The sequence below is a fragment of the Eubacterium sp. SB2 genome, assembly GCF_001244405.1.
Lineage (GTDB): Bacteria > Bacillota > Clostridia > Lachnospirales > Lachnospiraceae > Faecalicatena > Faecalicatena contortus_B.
The window spans coordinates 304177-327131 of sequence record NZ_LN865153.1 but is presented as its reverse complement, the minus strand read 5'-3'; the positions used below and the strand labels follow the sequence as shown (position 1 = coordinate 327131).

Annotated in this window: 25 protein-coding genes; 20 read left to right on the top strand and 5 right to left on the bottom strand. The window is 45.1% G+C overall.

Going from position 1 to position 22955, the window contains the following annotated elements:
• The first annotated feature begins 61 nt into the window (after positions 1–61).
• Genes BN1938_RS13810 through BN1938_RS13800 form a run of 3 tightly spaced genes read left to right on the top strand, consistent with a single transcriptional unit; the run spans position 62 to position 1801 of the window.
• Positions 62–562: a flavodoxin gene (locus BN1938_RS13810; protein WP_050641168.1), complete on the top strand. Its 501-nt coding sequence runs from the start codon at positions 62–64 to the stop codon at positions 560–562.
• A 16-nt stretch (positions 563–578) separates the two neighbouring features.
• The gene (locus tag BN1938_RS13805) at positions 579–914 is read left to right on the top strand and encodes a carboxymuconolactone decarboxylase family protein (RefSeq protein WP_050641167.1); all 336 of its coding nucleotides are present in this window, start codon (positions 579–581) and stop codon (positions 912–914) included.
• A 26-nt stretch (positions 915–940) separates the two neighbouring features.
• A complete protein-coding gene (locus tag BN1938_RS13800) occupies positions 941–1801 on the top strand; it encodes an aldo/keto reductase (protein WP_050641166.1) in 861 nt (286 codons plus the stop codon).
• Between the two features lie 92 nt (positions 1802–1893).
• On the opposite strand, the gene BN1938_RS13795 is transcribed toward BN1938_RS13800, so the two are convergent.
• Entirely contained in the window at positions 1894–2778 is an 885-nt protein-coding gene (locus BN1938_RS13795; RefSeq protein WP_050641165.1) for a LysR family transcriptional regulator, read from the bottom strand.
• Between the two features lie 312 nt (positions 2779–3090).
• Between BN1938_RS13795 and BN1938_RS13790 the strand changes: the two genes are divergently transcribed.
• On the top strand, positions 3091–3354 hold the full coding sequence (locus BN1938_RS13790; protein WP_050641164.1) for a hypothetical protein: 264 nt from the start codon (positions 3091–3093) through the stop codon (positions 3352–3354).
• Positions 3344–4513, top strand: coding sequence for an iron-containing alcohol dehydrogenase (locus BN1938_RS13785; protein ID WP_050642698.1), 1170 nt, complete (start codon positions 3344–3346; stop codon positions 4511–4513). Before BN1938_RS13790 ends, BN1938_RS13785 begins: the two co-directional genes overlap by 11 nt.
• A gap of 109 nt (positions 4514–4622) precedes the next feature.
• On the opposite strand, the gene BN1938_RS13780 is transcribed toward BN1938_RS13785, so the two are convergent.
• Positions 4623–5258, bottom strand: coding sequence for a GNAT family N-acetyltransferase (locus BN1938_RS13780; protein WP_050641163.1), 636 nt, complete (start codon positions 5256–5258; stop codon positions 4623–4625).
• 399 nt (positions 5259–5657) lie between these two features.
• Between BN1938_RS13780 and BN1938_RS13775 the strand changes: the two genes are divergently transcribed.
• Together BN1938_RS13775 and BN1938_RS13770 are read left to right on the top strand one after the other, a co-directional pair.
• Positions 5658–5933 (top strand): DUF1905 domain-containing protein, encoded by a 276-nt coding sequence (locus tag BN1938_RS13775; protein ID WP_050641162.1) that lies wholly within the window; start codon positions 5658–5660, stop codon positions 5931–5933.
• Between the two features lie 171 nt (positions 5934–6104).
• Positions 6105–6854, top strand: a complete 750-nt coding sequence (locus BN1938_RS13770) for an alpha/beta fold hydrolase (protein WP_050641161.1) — start codon at positions 6105–6107, stop codon at positions 6852–6854.
• 199 nt (positions 6855–7053) lie between these two features.
• Here the strand turns inward: BN1938_RS13770 and BN1938_RS13765 are convergent, their stop codons facing one another.
• The 3 genes from BN1938_RS13765 to dapA form a co-directional block, all read right to left on the bottom strand.
• A complete protein-coding gene (locus BN1938_RS13765) occupies positions 7054–7788 on the bottom strand; it encodes a TraX family protein (RefSeq protein ID WP_050641160.1) in 735 nt (244 codons plus the stop codon).
• A 202-nt stretch (positions 7789–7990) separates the two neighbouring features.
• Positions 7991–8254: a hypothetical protein gene (locus tag BN1938_RS13760; RefSeq protein ID WP_050641159.1), complete on the bottom strand. Its 264-nt coding sequence runs from the start codon at positions 8252–8254 to the stop codon at positions 7991–7993.
• Between the two features lie 25 nt (positions 8255–8279).
• Entirely contained in the window at positions 8280–9242 is a 963-nt protein-coding gene (gene dapA / locus BN1938_RS13755; protein ID WP_050641158.1) for a 4-hydroxy-tetrahydrodipicolinate synthase, read from the bottom strand.
• A gap of 223 nt (positions 9243–9465) precedes the next feature.
• Here dapA and BN1938_RS13750 point away from each other — a divergent pair, with 223 nt between their 5' ends.
• From BN1938_RS13750 to BN1938_RS13685, 13 genes are all read left to right on the top strand, one after another.
• The gene (locus BN1938_RS13750) at positions 9466–9675 is read left to right on the top strand and encodes a 4Fe-4S binding protein (RefSeq protein WP_050641157.1); all 210 of its coding nucleotides are present in this window, start codon (positions 9466–9468) and stop codon (positions 9673–9675) included.
• A complete protein-coding gene (locus BN1938_RS13745) occupies positions 9672–10277 on the top strand; it encodes a hypothetical protein (RefSeq protein ID WP_050641156.1) in 606 nt (201 codons plus the stop codon). Before BN1938_RS13750 ends, BN1938_RS13745 begins: the two co-directional genes overlap by 4 nt.
• A gap of 504 nt (positions 10278–10781) precedes the next feature.
• Positions 10782–11357 carry a methyltransferase family protein gene (locus BN1938_RS13735; protein ID WP_050641154.1) on the top strand — a complete coding sequence of 192 codons (576 nt, stop codon included), beginning with the start codon at positions 10782–10784 and terminating at the stop codon, positions 11355–11357.
• A 9-nt stretch (positions 11358–11366) separates the two neighbouring features.
• A complete protein-coding gene (locus BN1938_RS13730; RefSeq protein ID WP_050641153.1) occupies positions 11367–11945 on the top strand; it encodes a GNAT family N-acetyltransferase in 579 nt (192 codons plus the stop codon).
• A 131-nt stretch (positions 11946–12076) separates the two neighbouring features.
• Complete coding sequence (locus BN1938_RS13725) at positions 12077–12805, top strand: NAD(P)-dependent oxidoreductase (protein ID WP_050641152.1); 729 nt, start codon at positions 12077–12079, stop codon at positions 12803–12805.
• Complete coding sequence (locus tag BN1938_RS13720) at positions 12802–13479, top strand: NAD(P)-dependent oxidoreductase (RefSeq protein WP_050641151.1); 678 nt, start codon at positions 12802–12804, stop codon at positions 13477–13479. The genes BN1938_RS13725 and BN1938_RS13720 overlap by 4 nt, the downstream gene beginning before the upstream one ends.
• Before the next feature lie 137 nt (positions 13480–13616).
• Positions 13617–15218, top strand: coding sequence for a response regulator transcription factor (locus tag BN1938_RS13715; protein WP_050641150.1), 1602 nt, complete (start codon positions 13617–13619; stop codon positions 15216–15218).
• A complete protein-coding gene (locus BN1938_RS13710) occupies positions 15208–16188 on the top strand; it encodes a sensor histidine kinase (RefSeq protein WP_050641149.1) in 981 nt (326 codons plus the stop codon). The genes BN1938_RS13715 and BN1938_RS13710 overlap by 11 nt, the downstream gene beginning before the upstream one ends.
• 451 nt (positions 16189–16639) lie before the next feature.
• Positions 16640–17650: a sugar ABC transporter substrate-binding protein gene (locus BN1938_RS13705; RefSeq protein ID WP_050641148.1), complete on the top strand. Its 1011-nt coding sequence runs from the start codon at positions 16640–16642 to the stop codon at positions 17648–17650.
• Positions 17651–17818: 168 nt separating this feature from the next.
• Positions 17819–19306: a sugar ABC transporter ATP-binding protein gene (locus BN1938_RS13700; protein ID WP_050641147.1), complete on the top strand. Its 1488-nt coding sequence runs from the start codon at positions 17819–17821 to the stop codon at positions 19304–19306.
• Between the two features lie 10 nt (positions 19307–19316).
• Positions 19317–20270 (top strand): ABC transporter permease, encoded by a 954-nt coding sequence (locus BN1938_RS13695; RefSeq protein WP_050641146.1) that lies wholly within the window; start codon positions 19317–19319, stop codon positions 20268–20270.
• 33 nt (positions 20271–20303) lie between these two features.
• Positions 20304–21992 (top strand): glycoside hydrolase family 3 N-terminal domain-containing protein, encoded by a 1689-nt coding sequence (locus BN1938_RS13690; protein WP_050641145.1) that lies wholly within the window; start codon positions 20304–20306, stop codon positions 21990–21992.
• A 52-nt stretch (positions 21993–22044) separates the two neighbouring features.
• Entirely contained in the window at positions 22045–22755 is a 711-nt protein-coding gene (locus BN1938_RS13685) for an HAD-IA family hydrolase (protein WP_050642697.1), read from the top strand.
• The last annotated feature ends 200 nt before the right edge of the window (positions 22756–22955 follow it).

Below are 22955 nucleotides of genomic sequence, written 5' to 3'. Positions count from 1 at the left end.
GGAGATTCCGTTTCAAGAGAAATGACGGTAATATATAGGGAAAAAGAAGGAGGTGCTTGAGATGGCCGATTTGATTGCGTTCTTTTCGAGGAAGGATGAGAATTATGTGAACGGAATGCTTAAGAAGCTGGATGTAGGAAATACGGAGGTGGCTGCCGGTATTATTCAGAAGTTGACAGGAGGGGATCTTTTTAAGATTGAGCCTGTGCTGGATTATTCCCCCAATTATAACGAATGCGTTGCTGAAGCACAGAAAGACCAAAAAAGAGAGGCCCGTCCTGAACTGAAAACCTATCCGGAGAGTATTGAACCTTACGATGTTATTTACCTTGGTTATCCGAACTATTGGGGAACAATGCCGATGGCGGTATTTACTTTTCTGGAACACTTTCATTTCAGCGGGAAGACTATCAGGCCTTTCTGTACCCACGAGGGGAGCGGGATGGGCAGCAGCAGAAAGGATATTATGACGTTGTGTCCCGGGGCTAATGTAGAGGAGGGGCTTGCAATACGGGGCGGCAGTGTGAACCGGTCGAAGAAAGACATTGAAAATTGGTTATGAATTGGAGGAAGATAACATGGAGACGGAAAAAGTAACTGCAGGAAGAGACAAACTCGGAGCATTCGCTCCAAAGTTTGCAGAGTTAAACGATGATGTGCTGTTTGGGGAGGTCTGGTCAAGGGAGGATGAGCTGCCGGCAAGAGACCGCTGTATTGTCACAGTAACGGCACTAATGGCAAGCGGTATCTTAGACAGTTCGCTGGAATTCCATTTGACCAATGCAAAGAACCATGGCGTGACCGCGGAGGAGATCGCGGAGATCCTGACACATGCAGCTTTCTATGTTGGATGGCCGAAAGCGTGGGCAGCTTTTCATATGGCAAAGGAAATTTGGAAAGATGGACTGCTGTAGAAATTAAAATGTAGGAGGACTTTATAATGGAATATGTAACCTTAAGTAATGGAATTAAAATGCCGATTTTAGGCTATGGTGTTTATCAGGTGACAAAGGAGGAGTGCGAAAGATGTGTATCCGATGCATTAAAGGCAGGGTACCGCTCCATCGATACGGCGCAGGCTTATTACAATGAAGAAGAGGTTGGCACGGCAATTGCAGAATCCGGGATACCAAGAGAAGAGATATTCCTGACATCAAAGGTGTGGGTGGATCGTTATGGTTATGAAAAATGCAGGGAATCCGTAGAAGAATCGCTTAAGAAGCTTAAGACAGACTATATTGACCTTATGCTCCTTCACCAGCCGTTTTCCGATTACTACGGCGCATGGCGGGCATTGGAGGAACTGTATGAAGAAGGAAAGCTACGTGCCATTGGAATCTCTAATTTTTATCCCGACAGATTGGTAGACATTGCTGCTTTTGCAAGAATCCGCCCAATGATCAACCAGGTGGAGGTACACCCATATAACCAGCAGGTTCTTGCAAAAGAATATATGGATAAATATGGTGTACAGACAGAGGCGTGGGCGCCTTTTGGAGAGGGGCGGGGCGGCCTGTTTGAAGACGGCGTGCTTATGGAAATAGGCAGGAAGCATGGAAAAACAACTGCACAGGTAATGCTTAGATGGAACATTCAGCGAGGAGTGGTAGTTATCCCAAAGTCAACACATTATGAGCGTATGGCAGAAAATTTCAATGTATTTGACTTTACCATGGATGAGGAAGACATGAAAAAAATCGGGCATCTTGATAAAGATCAAAGTTCGTTCTTTTCCCACCACGACCCGTCTACAGTAGAGTGGTTCGTACAGGTAGTGAAAGGGCAGAGTAGTGCATCATAAAATAAGATCAGCTTAAGTGTCCGGTTTATTATTAGACGATGTTCCATATAAAACACTATGACAGCAATAACAAACCAGGGCGCAGTGAATCATCAGTCTTTTTTCTGCAATACCTGCTTTAATTCATCGAGCAGGAGCTGTGCGGCAGGTGTAAATACCTGATATTTTTTCCAGATCACATACATCTTTGTGTGAAGCGCCGGCGAAATGGGGCGAAAGCATAGTTCGCTGTCAGGAGTGAGCTCAATGATGCGGTCGAAGGTCAGTGCAATTCCAAGACCTTCCCTCACGAAGACAGCACCGTTGTTCGTCAGATTGAAGGTTGCCATGATATTAAGCTGATCGATCTTTTCTCCGCACCAGCGGGGGAGATCTACTTTCGCAGACTGCTCGGAACAAAAGACGGGATATGGCAGCAGGTCTTCCAGTTGAATTGCCTTCTTCTCGGCAAGAGGGCAGTCTTTTCTCATGATAGCTCCCCAGGTATCGTTTTCCGGCACTTCCAGATAATTATATTTCGACAGGTCCGGCGGTTCCACGATAAAGGCCATATCAGACAAGCCCCGGTCGAGACGTTCGGCCACGATTTCGGTATCCCCGCTGACGGTATGGTAATGGATGCCGGGATAGCGCTGGTTCAACCTTTTTACGGCAAAAGCAAGGTATTTTATCAGATAAGATTCTGCACAACCAATATAAACATCTCCGCCTGCGATATCATCCATAGACTTAAATTCATTCGTGATTTTATCTGCCATCTCCAGCAAATCCTCTGCCCTTTTTCTTAAAAGCATTCCTTCGTCGGTCAGATGTATGCTGTAACTGCTGCGGACAAAGAGTTTTTTCCCAAGCTCCGTTTCCAGTTCCTTCATCTGCCTTGACAGAGAAGGCTGGGAAATGTGAAGCCGTTCGGCGGCCCTGGTCATATTCTCTTCTCTGGCTATTTCCAAAAAATAGCGAAGTACCCGAATTTCCATCTGTAATCCTCCTCAATTATTACTCCTGTATTATAGATAGGTTATATATTACATTATATCAGGGCGAGATATTCATTACAAGAATAACAGGAAATAAGAAACAGGTATTGGATAATTTCTTCATCTTGTAATATTATGGTTACTGTACACGGGGCCGTACACCTTGCTGCATGGCATCCGAGCCAGTAAAGTAATGGGGCCGGGCATCCGGCTCCTCGCCATAGGCGGCTTTAAATGAGCAAGATGCCGTTACTATGCGCGGTCCATGGGCCGTGAATAGTAACCTATTATGAACATAAAGGAGGTGGAGCTATGGCAGAAGCATCAGATGAAAGTGGTATTTTGCTTCAGAACCTGCGGGATGCAGGTTGCGACAGGGAGTTCATTCAACGGTGTATAGAGCTGGCAGAACATACGAATGCTGCAGAGATTCTTCCGCTGCTCCGGAAATACCGTGGAACTTTGCTGGGAAAAGTCCATAAAAGCCAGAATGAGCTGGACTGTTTGGATTTTCTGATTTACAAATTAAAAAAACAAGAATATGAAGGAGGAACTTCTCATGGAAATGAATTTTGATTTTAACAATCCTACCCACATTTTATTTGGACGGGGGAAACTGGACGAACTTGGCAGCCAGCAGATGCCCGGAAAAAAGGCGCTTCTGCTGATGTCTAACGGCAGATCGGCAAAGATCAGCGGCGCTTACGACAGAACCGTTGCGCAGCTGAAAAAGGCAGGTGTGGAAATTGCCGAGTTTGCAAAGGTTATGGAGAACCCGGTGAAGGATATGATCATGGAAGGCGCAGCATTTGCCAGAGAAAACGGCTGTGACTTTATCGTGGCTCTTGGCGGGGGCGCCGTACTGGACTCCTCTGCGGCAGTCGCTGCCATGGCGGCCAATGACGGGGATCTGTGGGATTATGTGTACGGCGGAACCGGCAAGGGTAAGCCGCTGGCTAATCCGGGCCTGCCAATTGTGACGATTACTCTGACCGCAGGTACCGGTTCAGAAATCAACCAATGGGGCGTTATATCCAACCCGGAGACGCAGGAGAAAATTGGCTTCGGAGACCCGTCACTGACACCGGTTCTGGCCGTGGTTGATCCCGAGCTTATGGTAACTGTTCCTCCAAGGTATACTGCCTATCAGGGGTTTGATGCACTGTTCCACAATACGGAGGTTATGATGTCCAATGGGGGGAATATCCTGAGTGAGGCAATTGCCCTTTCCGCCATTGAAAGTATTGCAAAATATCTCCCCCGTGCCGTGAAAGACGGCAGCGATATAGAGGCCCGTGAGCATATCGCGTACGGCAGTACGATGGCTGGAATAACCATGCAGCTGACATCCACCACGGCACAGCATTCTATGGAACACTCCATGAGCGCATATCATCATAACCTTCCGCATGGTGCAGGACTGATCATGATTTCCAGGGCATTTGCAGAGTTTTTCATAGAACGTCATGCATGCGATGAACAATTTGTCAAGATGGCAAAGGCAATGGGGATTGCCGATGCCGCGAAACCAGAGGATTTTATAACTGCGCTGACCCAACTGCAGGAGGCCTGCGGCGTGGCTGGTCTGAGAATGAGTGATTATGGATTTGATCAGTCCGAGTGTATGACATTGGCAAAGGGAGCGCGCTCCATGCAGGGCGGCTTATTCCTTGCCAATCCATGTGAAATGACAGATGAAGATTGTGCCGGAGTCTTTCGAAAATCTTACCGGTAACAGAAAGAAATGGATGCTTCTATGAAAGGGGCATCCATTTCCTGGTGTTAAAAGGTGAGTTGAAAAATGCTTATGGTTGTGTCAGGGGGCTGTCCGCAGGCAGTTTCTCCTACTCGATGAAAGCATGGGACATGATATAAAATTCTTCCTGGCTCGGCTGATGCCTCTTCTCTATTTTTTCAAATGAATCATCATACCGCATCGCTTCTTCTTCACTGATAGCCATGATGGGGCTTTCACGGTACAACCATTTTCTTCCATCCAAAGCATTGGGAATAAGTTCTTTCACCATCATTGCAGCCGGATATTTACCGTTCTCCAGGCAAACATTGTATTTTTTACAACTTTTAAAACCACGGCCCACATAATTCATCGGACTTCCCATTATGACAATTACATCATAGCCCATCAATACTGCCTGTTCAAAAGAAAGTTCTATGAGCCTCTTACCATAACCCATCCGCTGATACTCAGGAGCGATACTGACAGGGCCAAAAGTAAGGATTGCCTTCTCACAGCCCTCCTCGTCGACTAGTTTTGCCTTGGTATACATGATATTTCCAATCACCTGCCCATCCAGCTCAGCAACAAAATCCAGCGCTGGTATAAAGTCTTCATGCTGGCGCATTATATGAACCAAATAATGTTCAACACAGCCCGGTACATAAAGATTATAAAATGCGTTTCTTGTTATTTCTTCTACGATCTTGTAATCCTCTTCTTTTTCATTTCGTATAGTCAGCATTATGAGTCCGCCTTTCTAAAATCATGTTTATTGTGCCGCTTATTCTGTTGAGATATTGTAACACATAGGGACTTTCTCTGTCTATTCGTATTTACTACAGGGTAGAGTGACCTGATACCCTAAAAACTGGCGAATAAAAAAACTTCTCCCCGGAGGGGCTAATCTCCATCATGAGTCATATTTATTGTTGTTTTTTTATTTGTGTGGTATACATAAATGTATAAAGGAAAACTTATTATATATAGTAGCCCGCCCACGCAGGCTGCACAGGATGCGATGCAGCCAGTGGAACCCGCAGGCACTGTATCGAGAGTTCAGGTAGTTCAGTTACCTGGCAGTGCACGAATGAAGCTGAAAAACCAAAAGTAAATATACAAAAAGTAAAAGTGAGGAAATAATATGAAAAAAGTTCTGGAATTTGATGCAGTTCTGGTTAAAAAACCGGATATGGATGCCGCATATATAGAGATCCCTTTCGATATGAAAGAAATTTTTGGAAAGTCACGGGTACTGGTACACGCAACTTTTGATGGCGAACCTTATGATGGACAGGCCGTGAAAATGGGTACGCCATGCCATATAATTGGCGTCAGGAAGGACATCCGCAAAAAAATAGGGAAAAAACCGGGAGATAAGCTTCATGTGACGCTGGAAGAACGGGAAAGAGAAAAATAACTATTTCTGTTGAATCAAAGTGGTTGTATGATATACTAGAAGCATCTTAATGAACGGAGGCTGCAAATTATGGGAATTTGGACAAATAAGCACTAACGGCAAGGTGTTGGTGTTTTTCCAGGCCTTGCTAATCAGGAAACAAAAAACAGATCAGTGATTAGGAGGCAAATGATGTCATATTTTTATTATCAGTCAAAAAAGATTTATTACACAGAAACGGGGAGCGGAAGACCAGTGCTGTTTTTGCATGGCAATACGGCATCTTCCAGGATGTTTGAGCTGCTGCTGCCCTTGTATGAGGATCAGTTTCATATCATTCTCATCGATTTTCTAGGGCATGGGAAATCCGACCGGCTTGAAGAGTTTACGGCAGATCTTTGGATAGAAGAAGCCCGCCAGACCATCGCATTGCTGGAACATCTGAACCTTGGAAAGGTGGATCTTGTGGGCACCAGCGGCGGCGCCTGGGTTGCCATCAATGCTGCATTAGAGCGCCCGGAGCTGGCCGGGAAGATTGTAGCGGACAGTTTTGACGGCCGGACTTTGGCGGACGATTTTTCTAAGAACCTGGTACAGGAGAGAACGAACGCCAAAAAGGATGAAATGGGAATTGGTTTTTACCAGTGGTGCCAGGGAGATGACTGGGAACGCATCGTGGATATGGATACAAAGGCATTGATTCAATGTGCCGGAGAAAAGCTGCCGTTATTCACAAAACCACTGTGCAGTCTGCAGGTTCCGCTGCTGCTCATGGGGAGCGAAGGAGATGAAATGTCCCGGGAGGATTTTCAGGAGGAGTACGCTGCAATAGCCAGTGAAACAGGGGCTGAGATTTGTATTTTTCCAAATGGAAGGCATCCCGCAATTCTTTCTAATGCAAAGGAGGCTGCAAAAGCCATCTGCGAATTTCTGGAATCGTAGAAATGGCCGCCGGATCGCGGTATATTCCTTTTGTTAAATAATGCTGTGGCAGGTAATGGCACAGAAAAGGCATGGACAAATATAAAAATAAATGTTCATGCCTTTTTATATACCGGAAGTAATGAAAGCTGCAAAGGGAATATCCAGTGATGGCTGCTCAATAGAAACTCTAAGTTTATCCCTCAAATAAAATTTATCCTTAAAAAACAAAATTGGCCAGATAAAACAACAGGAATGTATGGGCGGGATAAAAAATATAGAAGAAATATTTCATGCCCGGCCCCTTTTGATTATTGTACTTCAGCATGATTGGCAGGGCCAATACCATCAGGCACTGCAGCCCGTAAATACCATCGAGCATTTCCATGCTAAACTGGTTAATACAGAATATGATGTACATGGCAATAAAGTACTCTTTTTTTTCTTTCAGAAAATACATCAATACTCCAAGAGCAACAAATTCAAACCCATATTCATTCAAATAAATATTGGGGATAATTCCGGTCAGCATATCGCCGCTTAAATTACGTGCAAACGGCAGTATGTAGAAAAGAAGCTGAACTGCAAAAATACATCCAAGCAGTATCCCGCCCTTTTTATGGTCCCGCAAAAAAATTTCAATTGTACTGATTAAAACGCCTACTATAAACATAGTAAGAAAAATATTGTGATTACCATAACCGTATTCGGTTGGCATAAAGTAGTCAATAGCATAACCGAAAATTGACATGAACACACTCATTAGATATAAACGCAATAAGTATATCCTGCGGTTTTTTGTATAGTGGTAACCCCATACCATACAAAACAGGAAAAGAGGAAAACTCGCTCTGCCCAGCCAGCGGAACCATATTGGCGTTCCTTCAAAATAGTAGCCTATATGGTCTATTACCATTAGAATTAATGCGATAATTTTAATCTTAAATGTATTCATGTGTGATACCTCACTTCTGCGATTATCGTTTTTATGTACGCCTAACCTGCCAAAAGTGGGTATCCTACCTCGATCCATTATGGCTCAAAACGGTTACTGCATGATTCATATTTTAACATATCTCTGCAGCTTCGTCTATCTGCCTTTTTGAGGTCTATTTTGTCTCCCGGCTGAAGAACTGCCTTGAACATGCAATATAATTCTAAGCAGCTGTGTGATTCACATGTGCATTCCTTTTATTTATCAGTGAACAATATATCATCCAGTATGGCGGCTCGGATCCATCATTTATTTCAAGGAGATTGATACGATAATCATACCCCTCAATCGTAATTGTATTGAAGTCATAGTCTGGATGGAGCCTGTAAGTTAAGCTGTGTTCCCGGCAGAAGTGAGTAATTAAATCCAGAATCATTTCATGGTGGTTTGGCTGTTGTTTACTGAAAAGAATATATGCTGTTTTCATAAGATACCTCCGCTTAAAAAAATGCTTATAAATTGTGTTTTAAAATGGAACCGGCATTTCCGGGTGTGTGAACCGTAACAGAACGAATGGGTTTTTTACAGTACAGCAGATTGTATTTCTGCAAAGTGGAATATAATTTCTCTGCAATTGTGGAATCCATGTCACAGAGGGGAAGCCGGCAGTGTCCTGTGTTATAGCCCAGTGCGCGCATGGCCTGTTTGACGGGGATGGGATTGACATCCAAAAATAAAGCTTCGATCAGCTCCAGATATTTTAGCTGAAGGTTGTCGCTCTCGTCACTGTTGCCGTCAAAATAAGAGGAACAGATGGCATGCACTTCCCCGGGCACGAGATTGGAAAGGACGGAAATCACTCCTTTTGCCCCCAATGCCAGTGCCGAAGTTATCTGATCATCGTTTCCGGAATATATGGCAAGGTCGTCCTTACAGAGTGCGGCGATCTTGGCAATCTGGGAAAAATTGCCGCTTGCCTCCTTGACGGCCACGATATTATCTACTTCACTGAGACGCTTGAAAGTAGCCGGATAAATATTTACTCCGGTGCGGGAAGGCACATTATACAAAATAATCGGCAGACTCGTTGCATCCGCACATGCTGTAAAATGCAGGAATAAACCCTGCTGTGATGCTTTGTTATAATACGGTGTGACATGGAGCAGCGCGTCCGCGCCGGCCTTTTCGCACTCCTTTGACAGATAAACCGCATGGGCGGTATTGTTGCTGCCGGCTCCTGCGATCACCGGAATACGCCCGTTCACATGTTTGACTGCGTGACGTACCAGTTCAATATGCTCTTCATCTGTCAGTGTGGAACCCTCCCCGGTTGTTCCGGCAACGATGACAGCGTCCGCATTTTCACGGATCTGCATATCCAGTAAATCATCAAAAACAGGAAAATTAATTGAAAAATCATTTTGCATCGGGGTTATGATTGCAGTACCCGCTCCTTTAAAAATCATTTTTTTCATTATGATGGCCTCTCCTTTAATCATAGCTATTTTAGATACATTTATCATATGGATTCCTTGATTAAAAAGGGATAAAAGTCTTAGCAGAAGATATTAAAAAGATATAAATATTACGGGGCGGGCTGAGCGCGCCCATGCCGGTAAGCCGGTTTGTAACAAAGTCACAGTAAAAATTGCCTTCATCATGTATACTGACAACAAATAAAGTCGGAGGTTATTGATTGTGGCTGATAAAAAACTGCGTAAAAAGGCTTTTATTGTACAAAATGAGTGCGTGGCATGTGGATGCTGCGTAAAGGTATGCCCAAAAGATGCTATTCATATTGAGAAAGGAATTTTTGCAGACGCTGATCTGGAAAAATGTGTTGGCTGCAGTAAGTGTGCACGAGAATGCCCTGCATGCGTAATTGAAATTCGGGAGGTGCCTGCATGAAAAAACAATGGTATGACTATCTCTGGATATTTTCTGCTGTTTACCTGGTGCTCGGTTTTTTCAACATCCTTTTTGCATGGATCGGGCTGCTTTGCTTTTTTATCCCTTTGATTATTTCCATCGCCGGAGGCGGTAAGGGATATTGTAACCGCTACTGCGGAAGGGGGCAGCTTTTCTCCTTACTGGGCGGACGGTTTGGCCTGTCCCGCAGAAAGGACCCGCCGAAATTCCTGCGAAGCAAATGGTTCCGCTACGGGTTCCTGCTCTTTTTCTTTACCATGTTTTTTCAGATGATTTGGAGCACATGGCTGGTGTTTGGTGAGGCGCACAGCCTAAGCCAGATGGTGACGATCCTTTGGACGTTTAAACTGCCATGGCACTGGGCGTATGATGGAACGGCGTTTGCGCCGTGGATTGCGCAGTTCGCCTTTGGATTTTACAGCGTGATGCTGACATCTACGATACTGGGCATGATTACAATGGTGCTGTTCAAACCGCGTTCCTGGTGTGTGTACTGCCCGATGGGGACCATGACACAGCTTATTTGCAAAGCAAAGTCAGGTAAGAGCGTGAGCTTACCACAAAATACAGAACATAGCTAAAATGTCTGTTGCAGCCGGATATGGTTTTATAAAACTATAATCCGGCTGCAATTTTATGATATACTAGACTGGTACACGGAGTGTTAATAGAAATTCTTGGTGATGGTCTTATACGGCGCAAAACCCTGATTCAGACAGTAGTGAGAACCATATATATCAAGAATAATGGAGTTGGGTGTGCCATGTATCTTTGTATGTTCCCGCACAATTAGTTCTGTTGTATTTTTGATCGTCCAGAACTTGTAAATTACAACGCTGAGCCTTACTTCTCTTGATTGATCGGTTGTAATGTTCGATTCATTTGCGATTAGATAGTCGGGAAGCATGTTGATTGTTGTTAGAATTAAAACGAGAGTTATAAAAATAATACATAGTTTCTTTTTCATCAATAATTCCCCCTATAAAAATGATAGGGCTGAAAATGTTGCAAATCTACAGGTAAATATTGGGAAATCTACGTGTCGCGTACAGAGGGAAAAATAAATAGGATTAGGAGATAGTTATATGAGAGCGATCGGTTTCATAATATTATTGGTTTTCTATTCTGTCTATATTGGGAAGATGGTTCTGCAGAGAAGGCAGGGCATTCAGACAGACCAGATTGCAAAAGGAACCCGCAGAGATAAAGTGTTTTATATAGAACTTATCATGAAGGCAGCTACATATTTGGTAGTCATTATAGAAGTGATCAGTATTGTGTCTGTGAAGCCGGCGGTGCCGTCTTATGTGAGGTTCGTGGGAATGATATTAGGATTCGTGGGAGACGTGGTTTTTGCTCTTGCGGTTATCACAATGAAAGATAACTGGAGAGCCGGAATTGCTGAGAATGATAAAACGGAAATGGTGACGGCGGGGATATATCGGTTCAGCAGAAATCCGGCGTTTCTGGGATTTGACCTTGTATATCTGGGGATAATGCTGATGTTTTTCAACTGCGTGCTGCTTTTGTTTTCTGTCTTTGCAGCTGTTATGCTTCATTTGCAGATCTTGCAGGAAGAGAAATATCTGCCGCAGGTTTTTGGGGAATCATATTTGACATACTGTAGCAAAGTCTGTAGATATTTGGGAAGAAAACGATAGGAGAGAAGAATGAAAGAAAGATTTGAGACGGAGCGTCTAATACTGAGGCCCTGGAATACCGGGGATGCAGAAGAATTATACCGGTATGCAAAAGATGAAAGGGTAGGCCCAACTGCGGGATGGCCGGTGCATACCAGTGTGGAAAACAGCCGTGAGATTATAGAAGATGTGCTTACGGCCGAGGGAACCTATGCGGTTGTATTAAAAGAAAATAATCTTCCTGTGGGCAGTATTGGCCTGCTGCTGGGCGGCGCAAGTGATCTGGTCACGGCAGATACAGAGGCGGAGATCGGTTACTGGATCGGTGTCCCATATTGGGGTCAAGGATTCATTCCGGAGGCCGCGCATGTTTTGATACAATATGCCTTCGATGAGCTGGGTATGGATAAGCTCTGGTGCGGCTATTTCGAGGGGAACAATAAATCGCTCAGGGTACAGCAGAAGTGCGGTTTTGTATATCATCATACCAATGAGAATATTTTCTGGCCGCTTATGGGGGACATTCGGACGGAACATATTACTTGTCTGACAAAACAGCAGTGGAAAGAGAAAGACATGGTAAAATCGGATGGAAACGAACTGTTTTAAATCAGATCTTCTGTGATAAGAACTGCCCATTTATCCGTAAGTTCTAAAAATCTGGTACAGATTCTAAAATATGTGACATATAAGCGCCTCACTTTTTATGATACCCTTAAAAAAAGTGAGGTGCTTATATTATGAAAATAACAATTTTAGGCGGTACAGGCTGGCTTGGAGCTGAAATTTCTGCAGAGGCAGTAAAACGGGGGCATGTTGTGGCAGTGGTTTCACGGCATCCGGAAGATATTAAATATACGCTGACTCCGGATGTGGAGTCCCTGAAGGCGGATGCGGGCGATTATACACAGTTGAAAGAAACCATTCCGGAAGACAGTGACATCGTTGTTAATTCGCTGATACCCGATCCGTTTCAGCCGGAACGGTTTTCCAATTTATGCAGCAATGTGATTCGAGCCTGTAAAGAAATGGGGATCCGAAGGCTGATTGCCATTGGAGACGCGTGCGTGTTTAAAGTGACTCCTGATAAAATGTTAAAAGATACGACGTTTTTGACACCAATGTACAGAACCTGGTTTGGAGAACATGAGAAGACTCATGAACTCTATCTGAAGGAAACAGAGCTTGAGTGGGTAGAAATTGCGCCGGCAGCAAAATGTCTGCCGGACAAAGGCGGGCAGGAGTATATGATTGCAGAAGATGCGCTTTGCACATTGGATCCGCTGGTCGCTGAGTTAAAGACTCCGGATCCGGATCATTTTCCGTTTGCGGACAGCAGCTATATCTCCACACAGGATTTTGCCCGTGCTGTATTGGATGAGATAGAGCATCCGAAATACAGTGGGAAACGAATCTGTGTGGCGTGGAAGCAAAAACATGAAATGTATTGGGAGGGAGAAGAAAAGTGAAGATCGCTATTTTAGGAGCAAGCGGAAGAGTAGGCAGCAGGATTGCAAAAGAAGCGCTTATGCGCGGACATCAGGTCGTCGGTATTGACGTAAATATAAAGGAAGAATTGAAAAACCAGGTGGAATTCCATAAAATAGACATGGAGGATACAGAAGGTGTTGCGGGGGCAATCCAGGGGTGTGACGTGTATATCTTTGCCGTGATTCCGGTATTAAAAGGCTTAGACAGGATTATACCCGTAGTTCAGAGTGCGATTGATGCATGTAAGATAGCGGGAGTGCCGCGGATGATCTATATCTGCGGAGGCGTGTCCTCGTGGGTAAGGCCCGGAGTGTATATGCTGGATGACCAAAAGGTTCCGGGGCATCGGCAGACCCATAAGGCAAACGATGCGATCATAGGAAGCCATGAGATTGCATTGGAGTACCTGCGGACGGTTCATGATTTCGACTGGTGCTGTCAGACCGCACCACTGTGGATGGAGGAAAATATGGGAGGACGAACGGGAAAATACCGGATGGGGACGGAATATCCGGTACTGATAGACCCGGAGAATAAAGAGATCAGTATTCAACAGAACTGTCATATTTCTATGGAAGACTTTGCGGTCTGTATGATAGACGAGGTGGAACAGAAGCGTCATCACCAATGCAGATATACAGTAGGATATTAAGGTAACAGTTCAAGCCGGCCTGAACTGTTATATTAAGGAAAAGGCACCCGTGAGGATGTCTTTTTCGGATTGCTGTGATATACTGAAGACAATCAGCCGTGTGGTGTGGAAAACTATATGTGGACAGGTGAAAACAGATGAAAAATGTAATCATTGCAGATGACGAAGTACATGTAAGAAGCCTATTGAAACATCTGGTGCATTGGGAGGAATATGGGCTTAATCTGGCAGGCGAATTTGATAATGCAGAAGATATCATTGAATTTATGCAGCATGAAAAAGTTGATATTGTAGTCACAGATATTATGATGCCGGGACTCAATGGGATAGAGATGATAAAAGAAATCAAGAAACAGCAGATTCAGTGCCGTTTTGTGCTGATAAGCGGGTATCGGGATTTTGAGTTTGCACAGGCAGCAGTCAAACTCGGCGTATCGGATTATATTCTGAAACCGATCAATGAGGATGAGGTAAATGCGGTCTTAAAATCCCTGGCAGAGGAGGAGAGCGAAGGAGGGGAAGAAGAATTCAGAAAAAAGGCAATCCGGCAGAAGTTCCGTGAGGTTCTGGCGGGAGATACCGCGGTACCGGATCTTGAGACGGTGGAGAAAAAGTATTGTCTTCATTTCCAAAAAGAAGGTGCATTTTTCCGGGTATTGCAGCTGGGTTTCTGCGGCTGCCGTGAGGGAGAAGAGGTTGAGCAGGTGGCGGGGGATATCTGGAATATCCTCCGGAAAAACATTTCTGAATGCTGCGTGGAACAGGAGATGTTTCCGTCTTCCTGGCTTCGCTATAACATCGTGCTTCAGATTAAAGATGATATGAAGAGCAGGATTCTGCGGATCTTGGATACCACCTACCGGGGATTAGTTCAAAACTATAGAGATAATCTTCCGTTTCATCTCTATCTGGGCGTTGGAAAAGCGGTAAATGAGTTAAATGACCTCAGAATATCGATGGAAACCGCGGCCTTTTTCATGAGCGGAAGACTACGGTATGGGGACAGCCGGATGTATGTAGCGGATATTCTTCCACAGGCGGATAAGCTTCTGAGAGAGAACCGCCCAATCGACTCCTCACAGATGCGGCGGTTTGAGAGTTCTGTTGAAGCGATTGACGAAAGCGGAGTGAAACAGGTGATACGGGGGCTGTTCGAAGAATATCAGAAACGGAGTGATCAGAATTATATCCAGTATTTTTATATGGCAACAGAATTGGGGAACCGGCTTGCGGATGTTCTAGGCAGACTGAATATCCATCCCAGGGAAACCCAGGACGTGAAGCGGCAGCTTCAGAGACTTTCGGAGAATTGCGATACGATAACCATGCTGCGAAGCGTAACGGAAAAGTTCTGTATTGATAACATGAATAAATATCTGGCCGGCAAAAAAGACCATGTGCTCGTTTATGTCCATTTCGCAAAACAATACATTGAAGAACATTATGCGGAAAATATTACCCTGAACAGGATTGCAGAAGAGGCTCATGTGAATCCGGTTTATTTGTCTACCATTTTTAAAGAGAGCACAGGGATCAACTATTCAGCATATCTTACTTCAATCAGGATAGAGAAGGCAAAGGAATTGCTAAAAAAGCTGGATTTGAATATTTCGCAGATCGCCAATCAGGTTGGATATGCCAGCACCCGCTATTTCAGCAGGATTTTTGAGCAGGAAAGCGGGATGAAACCAAGTGAGTACCGAAGAATATATTTGAAAGGACTGCGGGATGAAATGTAGAAAATCACTCAGGGGAGACTGCATAAAGGGAGAGAAAAGCATCCTGCATGGTCTTTATATTCAGGCAGGTTTTGCTGTGGCAGGAACTTTGTTATTCCTTCTTCTGCTTCTGTGGGCCCCTGATTTCAAAACAGCAGTATTGCTTTTGGTGTATTACGTGCTTTTTCTGAGCCTGTTGTGGGTTTCTGTCCGTAATACCAGACGGATGCATCGGGTAATCCTGCAAAAGGCAGAGTCCGAGAAGAAAGCTGTGGAAGCAGAACTTGAACAGAAACGCCAGCAGCTGCTAGCGTTGGAAACCCAGATAAATCCACATTTTTTGTATAATACGCTGGATACGTTCCGTGGGCTTGCGCTTGAGAATGGAGACAGGCATCTAAGCGATATGATAGAAGCGCTTTCGGTGATGTTTAAGTACAGTGTGAATTACGATGTGGAAATGGTTAGTATGAATGCGGAACTAAATTATCTTTCCAAATATATTCAGCTGCAGCAGTTGAGATTCCCAGACCGGTTCGAATATCAGGAGGTAATTAACTGCACGCCGGAACAGCTTCTGCTGGAGATGTGTCCCCGTTTTGTGCTGCAGCCGCTGGTGGAAAATGCCATTCGGCATGGCCTGAGAAATGTGCGGAGAGGAGGATGCATTACCGTTTCATTGGAGATCCGGGAAGGTGATTTCTATATTGATGTAGAGGACAATGGGTGTGGGATGAGCCAGCAGCAGGTAGCATGTATGAATCAGAGATTCAGAAAACCCGAACAGCCGGAGGATGGAAACAGGATGGCGGAAGTACAGGAGAATACGAAAGAGAGAAAAGGGCAGGGCGGGATTGGACTTGGAAATGTAAACAAGCGGATTAAGATGTTCTGCGGGGAAGAGTATGGTCTAAAGGTCATGAGTACGCCGGAGGTGGGAACTCAGATCGAAGTGTGCCTGCCTCTTTATAAGGAGGCAAGAGAAGAATAAGAGTTACTATTCACGGGGCCGTGCACCACGCTGCACGGCATCCGAGCCAATAAAGTGATGGGGGCGGGCATCTGGTCTCCGCTCCGCTTCGGTCCGTGCTTAACATGCGCCACTGGCGCATAGCACCCTCGTCACTGGCGACTTTAACTGAGCCAGATGCCGTTACTATGCACGGCCCATAGGCCGTGCATAGTAACGAAAAAGATATAGACTGCGGCCGCATTGACGGCCGCTTTTTTGATCTCCGAAAAAGTTTTATACATACATTATTCTGCAGCTCTGCGGCAGACCCGCCCGTAGGGCATGTGTTATGGAGTGCCCTGCGGGTATACTGTGAAAAATGTGACACTTTTCTGAATATAGAGGCATTAAAAAGATAACCGAAGAAAGATAAAATAAAGACAAATAAAAGATAACTGTATACCAAAAAGCAAAACAGGAGGATAAGAAAATGAGATTAAAGAAATGGATGGGAATTATTTTATCAGCGGCAATGCTGTTGGCGTTGCTGACCGGGTGTTCTTCCAAAAGTCCGGCGGAAGCGGACAGCGGGAGTAAGGAGAGCAGCGAAAGTAAAGAAAAAAACGGTGGAACAGTCGGCATTCTCATTGTTACAAGTGGTTCCCAGTGGTGCAATGACATTGTAGATTCTGTGACAGAAGCGGTAAAAGGGGAAGGCTATGATGTGGTTGTTTCGGACTCACAGGTTTCTGTTGACAATGAACTGTCCGGGATGGAGAACCTGATTAATTCAGGGTGTAAGGCTATCGTAGTAAACGCCATGAATCCGGCCGGTTTATCAGATCTCTGTAAACAGGCACAGGAAAAGGGGATTTATATCATCGGATGGTCTGATCTGCTGGTGAACTATGATGCCCTTGTAGAAGAAAATCCAAAAGAGGAAGCGGAACTGATCGCAGACGCTATGGCGGATTTTGTGGATGAAAGTGCAGGAGAGGGCAGTGAAATGGCTGCAATCTGGCTGTCTGACTCTGCAAACCCGGATACGACGGCCGGAGTATTCAAGGAAGCCATGGAAGCCGAGTTTGAAAAGACGTTGGTAAAGGGGAAGGGCGTCAATCTTGTAAACAGCCAGTATGCAACGGATTCCACGAAGGCAATGGATGTGACAGAGGCGATTCTCGCGGCAAACCCGGATGTAAAACTAATTTTCTGTCAAAGTGATGAGATGGGAGTTGCGGTTGCACAGACGCTGGAAGCAAAAGGGGTTGGAAAAGACGAGGTTATGGTTTGCGGACTGGACGGCAGCGAGGAGGCATTGAATGTAATCGCCGGAAATAATTCAACACTTAGAAGCACAGTTTATGCAAATACAAAACTGATAGGACAGAAAGTCGGAGAGGCAATTTGTAAGTATATGACAGACAATACTGCAGAAAACGTAATCGCAGAATATGTATTAATCAACAGCGATAATGCGTCAGAGTATGTAACCCAATAAGAGTGGTAACAGTTCAGACTTGTCTGAACTGTAGCGCATCCAGCCTATTGAAATTCGCCTGCGGCGAAAGGCTGGATGCCTGCAACCACTAAGTTTTCGTACGGTCTGCGCAGTTAATGCGCAGACCTGTCGGAACTACTAAGAATACACAAAGGAAAGGATTAAACGGTGAAGAAAAAGATATTAGAGTTTCGCCATGTCAGTAAAGTCTATCCTGGAGTCAACGCATTATCAGATGTTTCCCTTGACTTGTATGAGGGAGAAGTCCTTGCGCTGATGGGCGAGAATGGCGCTGGAAAATCTACATTGGTAAAATGTATTACCGGGGCCAATGAACCTACCTCGGGAACGATCGCTGCAGACGGACACGAATATACGAGAATCACACCGGCAGATGCAAGAAATCTTGGGATTGGGGCGGTATATCAGGAGTTCACTTTGGTGCCGGAACTGCCGGTAGTAGAGAATGTGTTTATGGGGAACCTGCGCGGAAACGGTATATTGGTAGATAAAAAACAAATGATTCAGGATGCGGAAAAAATCTTTCATGATTTTGGAGTTCCGATTGATCCTTTGGCGATGGTGAGTTCCCTCTCTCCGGCCATGATGCAGATTGTGGAGATTGCAAAAGCAGTTTCTTTGAAAACCAGAATACTAATTCTGGATGAGCCTACGGCGCCTCTTACGGTCAGAGAGGTTGATACGCTGTTTTCCATCATCCGCAAGTTAAAGAAAGACGGTGTGTCTATCGTATATATCAGTCATAGAATGGAAGAAATTTTTGAGATCACGGACCGTGTTGTTGTCATGCGCGACGGATGTTACATCTGTGAAATGGAGACGGAGATGACTTCCAGGCCGGAACTAATCCGCGCCATGATTGGGAGGAAACTGGATGACATTACGTATCCACACAGTTACTGCGCGAAGGATGAAGTTGTTCTTAAAGCAGACAATGTAAGCGGTAATGGCGTCAGTAACATCAGTTTCGAACTGCACAGAGGCGAAATCTTAGGGTTTGCCGGACTGGTGGGCGCCGGCAGGACAGAACTCATGAGCGTACTGTTTGGTGATGTAAGAAAAGAGAATGGCAGGATATATATCCATGGAGAAGAGGTGGATATCAGGCATCCATATGAGGCTATTAAAGCGGGCATTGGACTCCTGCCGGAGGACAGAAAGGGCAAAGGGCTCCTGCTTGATAAGCCTGTATTTGCCAATATCACACTTTCCAGCCTGATGAAGTACTGTAAAATGGGAAAAATCAATAAGGCAAAAGAACAGGAGCATGTGCAGGAATATGTAGAAACACTGAAGATCAAGACCCCTGGTATCTGGCAGGAGGCGCAGTATCTTTCAGGCGGTAACCAACAGAAGCTGATCGTGGCGAAATGGCTGGATGTTGACAGTGATATTCTGATTTTTGATGAGCCTACCAGAGGAATTGATGTGGGAGCAAGATTCGAGATCTATCAATTGATGCATGAACTTGTTGAAAGCGGAAAATCGATTATTATGGTATCTTCGGATTTTGAAGAACTAGTTGGAATGTCAGACCGCATTATCATTCTTGCCGAGGGACAACTTGCAGGAGAGGCAGGCAGTGAGGAGTTTGATAAAGAAATACTGCTGGATTTGGCATCCGGCAGCCGCTAAGGAGAAAAATATGAATACAACAGTGTTGATAAAAATAAAAAAATTTGTCGCGCAGATTCTGCTATTGCTTATTATCATTATTTTTGCGGCAATGAAACCGGCTACGTTTTTTACGCTGGAGAATTTACTTACTATAATAAGACAAGTAGCTACAATGGGAATCGTAGCATTGGGTGTCTCATTCCTGATGCTGACCGGCAGCCTTGATTTTTCGGTCGGAAAAGTTTACGCATTTGCAGGAGTGGTGTGTGCACTTTTGTATAAAGCAGGAATATCAATATGGATATCGGTGCTGATCTCTGTACTGGCCTGCATAGGAATCAGCATGATAACAGGGTATATTTCCATGAAATTTGGCATTCCGATGCTGATCGTATCGATTGCGATGATGCAGGTAGTGGATGGGCTGAACATGATTTTAACGGACGGAGCTACCATATACGGGCTGCCGGAGAGTATCAAATTTCTTGGGCAGAACTATATCCTGGGAATTCCGGTGGCAGTTATCGTGTTTGCCGTGCTGGCCCTGATTGTGGCATTCATATTAAATAAAACATATCTCGGGAGATACTTATTCGCGGTAGGCGGCAATAATGAGACAGCGCGGCTATCAGGTATCCATGTGAATAAAATCAAAATGATTGCAAGCATACTCTGTGGATTCCTGACGGGAATCGCAGGCATTATCATGATGTCCCGTTCTTTCTCGGGAAGTCCCTATAGCGGGAGCAATATAGGAAATGACGTAATCAGCGCCGCGGTTCTCGGTGGTGTTTCCATCTCAGGAGGAACCGGAAAGACCAGTGGTGTTGTAACGGGGGTATTGATTATCGGGGTGCTCTCCCAGGGGCTCGTTATGATCGGCCTGAGCAGCAACTATCAGAATATGATCAAAGGTGCAGTTCTTATTCTGGCGGTCATTATGGATACACGGTCGAAGATTGTGAAAAAGGCAAGTGCATAATTATGTGGTGTCGGAAAACGGAGAAAAACAAAAATGACAGATTTAAGTAAAACACCCTTTCATTTGGGAAAAACACAGCAGGAATGGGTAAAAAAGACATTAGACCAGATGTCTGTGGAGGAGAAGGCCGGACAATTGTTCCTGGTGATCGGCCAGTCGGATCATGATGAGGACATCCTGGATATGTACCGGAAATTTCAATTTGGCGGGATCATGTATCGGCCGGGCCGGGCAGACAAATTAAAGAATAGAAATGATAAACTACAGGCGCTGGCGAAGATTCCAGTGCTGATTGCAGCGAATCTGGAAGCAGGGGGGAGCGGCGCTGTACTGGAGGGGACAAACTTTGCAAGCCAGTTGGAAGTGGCAGCCACCGGTGACGTCCGCCAGGCATATCATCTGGGAGATATCAGTGCCCGGGAAGGGAGCGCGGTTGGAGTGAATCTGGCTTTTGCCCCTGTCTGTGATATTGACAGAAACTGGCGGAACCCAATTACGAATACAAGAACCTATGGAAGTGATCCGGAAACTGTGCTCAGTATGTGTGAGGCGTATATGGACGGCGCAGCGAAGAATGGTGTTGCAGTCTCAATCAAGCATTTCCCGGGGGATGGCTGTGATGAACGGGATCAGCATCTGGTTGCATCCGTCAATGACTTAAGCTGCGAAGAATGGGATGCCACCTATGGGAAGATATATAAATGCCTGATAGAAAAAGGCGCCCAGACCGTGATGGCAGGACATATCCTGCAGCCTGCATACAGCCGCCATTTTAGTCCGGAACTTACAGAGGAGCAGATACTTCCGGCCTCCTGTTCCAAAGAACTGGTTCAGGGCCTGCTGAGAGGAAAACTTGGATTTCAGGGAGTTGTCCTTACCGATGCCGCAAATATGCTTGGCTACTGCACGGCTATGAAACGAAGAGATCTGATACCGGCAACAATCAATGCCGGCGTGGATATGATACTATTTGGCAAAAACCTTGAGGAAGATCTTTCCTATCTGATCGATGCAGTGCGTACAGGAGTCGTGAGCATGGAGCGGCTCGATGAGGCAGTGACGCGTGTTCTGGCATTAAAAGCTTCTCTGGGGCTTCACGAAAAGAAACATTTCACTGCGGACAATTACCGTGGGCTGATCGCCGCACCAGAATCTTTGAGGCTGGCAGCTGAGTGTGCGGATCAGGCAATTACATTAGTAAAGGATACGCAGAATCTGCTCCCGGTTACGCCAAAAAAGCACAGACGGGTATGGCTCCATGTAAACGGGGATAAGCCGGGATTTACCGGCGGCAGCCGCTGCCGGGAAATGGTCATTCGCGCTTTGCAGAAGGCGGGATTTGAGGTAGATGTCTATGATGCCGAACATACAACAATGGAAGAAACAGTCGTTTCTACGGAGGAGATTGTGAAGAAATATGATGTCATCATGTATTTCTCCAATATCATCAATGCCAGTTACCAGACAACAGCCCGGATTCAATGGCAGGGTGCAGTGGCGCAGGAGGGACCTTATTTTGTAAAAGAGGTTCCCACCCTGATGGTATCTCTGGGAAATCCATATGGATTTGTAGATGCACCCATGATTCCGACCATCATCAACACATACCACGTATCCCAGACAATCATAGATATGGTAATCGAAAAGATCATGGGCAGGAGTCCCTTTAAAGGCATTTCTCCTGTAGATCCTTTCTGTGGAATGTTTGGAACCACCCTATAGCAAAAATAAAGGAAAGGGGCGGGAAGAACACCTTCCTGTCAATAAAAGAGTAATGAAATGGAAAGGAATTATTTTTGACCTGGACGGTGTCCTCTGTTCTACTGACCAATACCACTATATGGCGTGGAAGCGGGTGGCAGATCAGCTGCCGGTTTACTTTGATGAGGAGATCAACCAAAGGTTAAGAGGCGTGTCCAGATCGGAGAGCCTGGAGATTATTCTGGAAAAATATACAGGAACGCCTCTGCATACGATTGAAAAACAAAAGATACTTGCTGAAAAGAATCAGATTTACAGGACGGCACTGGAGCAGATGAATGAGCAGGATCTGTCCGCAGAGGTGCGCGATACGATTTTAAGACTGCGGGAAAAAGGGTACTCTCTTGCGGTTGGATCCTCCAGCAAGAATGCACGGTTCATTCTGGGGCGATTGGGCCTGTACGCAGCGTCTGCCGCGCATACCGAAACAGAGACAGACATGAAAGCTGAAAAAAAGACAGGTCTGGCTAATGTATTCGATGCGATAATAGATGGTACTCAGATCACACATTCAAAACCTCACCCGGAAGTATTTCAAAAGGCTGCCGCAGAACTCGGATTAAAACCGAAGGACTGCCTAGTAGTGGAGGATGCCGCCGCCGGAGTGGAGGCGGCACATAGGGCCGGGATGGAGACTGCTTGTGTGGGACAGGCGGGAAAAGAGCATTTAGGGGATTATAACCTGGAGAACTTTAAGGATATTTTAAGTGTCTTGAATGAATGATATATAAGTGAATTGTACAATTTTGAATTTTTTTTGAGATGATTCTGTCTACAAAATCTTTATATTCCAGCGTACGGATTATGTTATTCATAATGTCTCTTTTAAATTCTGCTACCATAGGTGGCAGAATTTAAACTATCTGTTCATCCTACATTTCTCGATAATACTAAATATAGTCATGTACTAATCCTGCATAGTTT